We start from the raw sequence: 2,224 nt of genomic DNA on the forward strand, positions 1-2,224 counted from the left end.
CTCACTTGAATGAAATCATGAACCCATACTGAACTTGCACTCTTATCTATGCCCAATCCCAATTCGATTAAACTAGCTCCTAAGTAGAAAGCAACAATTGAAGTGTGAGAAACAATTGTAATAGAACCAATTGCAATTAAACCTTGTCCTATTATTGATACTTTCACACCTTCAAAACGCTTTAGAAGTATGCCTGCTAAACTATTTCCAACGGCTAATACTACAAGAAAAATAGCCATTGTAAAACCTAAGTATGCGGTAGACAATTTAAGCTCTTTGACCATATATAATTGCCATATCATTACAAAGGTCTGGAAAGCAATTCTTCCTGTCATAGAGTAAATCAAAATTAATCTCATTGTGGCACTTTTAAAAATATCAATTGTGTTTCGAACAAGGGCTTTCCTAAATGAAATTGCCCTATCTCCGTAATTTTCATTTAAAATAAAAATAAGCATGATCGATGTTCCAAGTGCCATTATACCAGCAACTAATAAGGGAAAATCCGGACGACCAATTGCAAGAACAGAGGACAATAAAGCCACGATAGCGCCGAATATTAGTGAAATTGCATTTGCATTCGGAAACACTTTCGCTTTTAAATGCGCTCGACCCTCTTTAGTAATTTCATCAACAAACCAAGCTCCTGGAGTACCACTAATCAATGAAACGCCGACTGCCCACAATAAAATACTCAAGATAAAAGTAAATAGATTATTTGCTTGGAAGAATACCAGTAACCCGATGGACCATATAAAAAATCCTAACACTAACGATCTTTTCCTCCCGTATTTATCAGCAATGTTTCCAGTTGGAAAGTCAAATATACTTAACGCTATTGAAGAAATCGCTAATACCTGGCCAATTTGAAATGAAGTTAATCCCCTTAAACCCATATGAGCAACATAGACGGTTCCGAATAATTTATCAATACCGTTATAAAGGATAATAATAAAATAATATTTCATTATTGTAGAGTCGGGTTTCATTGATTTACCAAAACGCCCCATAGGTCAGATCCTCCTGTTTTTATAAGATTATTATCGATACCATTTACCTCACTGTATTTTTGTATAGCTAAGATACCCACAAGGGGCGCCAAAGTATCAATTGGATTTAAATATGCTTCAAGTAGAATTGATGCAATAATTTCAGAAGGCAAGTCGGTTAAGTTAGACAAATAAGACATTGAAGATGACCAGTCAGCATTCTGTTTGTGAACGCATAACACCGCCAAAGCCTTTAGAGCCATAACAAAATGATCCCTTTTATTCCAAAGGTTCATTTCTTCATCAAAGTTCAATAATAAATACTGATCTTGGACATACTTTGCCCAACCTTCTATGAAAAAAATGTTCTCATATGATAATCTGCATAAATTATTCTTGTTACTTGAATAGTAAAGTGTGCGTTCATAATGGTGGCCAGGGTATACCTCATGTACTAAATCTAAGATAAGTTGGCTTTGGTTACTATAAGAGCTTGGTCTACAGAAAAAGTAAAAGGATGGTTCATTCGTTAATGTATTAACTATTGTAAAAGTCAATACCATAGTGTACAAAAAATGGAAAATAATAATGTACAAAAAATAGAATTAAGAATTAGAAACGTTTGAAAACAAATCCAGCTTTTCTTTTAATCTGTAAGATTCTCCTTTTATTGAAATCACATGTGAATGGTGTAAAAGTCTGTCTAAAATAGCTTGTGCTAACATAGGAGAACCAAATATTTCCTGCCAATCAGAAAAAGGTGTATTTGTAGTTATTATCGTACTATGTTTTTCGTATCTTTCTGAAATCAATTGAAAAAATAGGTTAGAACTGTCATTATCTATTGGCAAATATCCTATCTCATCTATTACAAGTACTTTGTATTTTGCAAAATGTTTTAGTCTTGTTTGTAGTCTATTTTCTAATAATGCCTTTTTTAGTTGTGACATTAAGTCATAGAAATTGATAAAATATGTTGAATATCTGTGTTTTGCACATTCTATTGCGATTGAAACCGGCCTGACCCCCTGTTATTGGAGAATAAATAAGGAAATCTCATTTTTTCACAAAAATAGTTTTTGAATTAAAATAAGAATCTGAATTGTTCTCGAACATCTTATTAAATTCACTCGGTGTCATATAATTCAAAGAACCATGTGGTCTTAAGTTATGATAAAAGAACATATATGCGTTGTAAGCTTGAAAAACATCTTCAATATTTTCAAAAGAACTTA

The 2,224-nt window shown here is 32.7% G+C and carries 2 protein-coding genes and 1 pseudogene; all 3 read right to left on the bottom strand.

Annotated elements, in window-relative coordinates:
- A partial coding sequence (locus PW5551_RS10015; RefSeq protein WP_113075631.1) for an MFS transporter occupies positions 1 to 1,010 on the bottom strand: 1,010 nt, incomplete at its 3' end.
- Positions 986 to 1,585: a DUF885 family protein gene (locus tag PW5551_RS10020; protein ID WP_233488526.1), complete on the bottom strand. Its 600-nt coding sequence runs from the start codon at positions 1,583 to 1,585 to the stop codon at positions 986 to 988. The genes PW5551_RS10015 and PW5551_RS10020, both read right to left, overlap by 25 nt.
- 9 nt (positions 1,586 to 1,594) lie before the next feature.
- Positions 1,595 to 2,002: pseudogene (locus tag PW5551_RS10025) on the bottom strand (ATP-binding protein); the annotation flags it as partial.
- Positions 2,003 to 2,224 lie beyond the last annotated feature (222 nt).

The sequence above is a fragment of the Petrotoga sp. 9PW.55.5.1 genome (genome assembly GCF_003265365.1).
Lineage (GTDB): Bacteria > Thermotogota > Thermotogae > Petrotogales > Petrotogaceae > Petrotoga.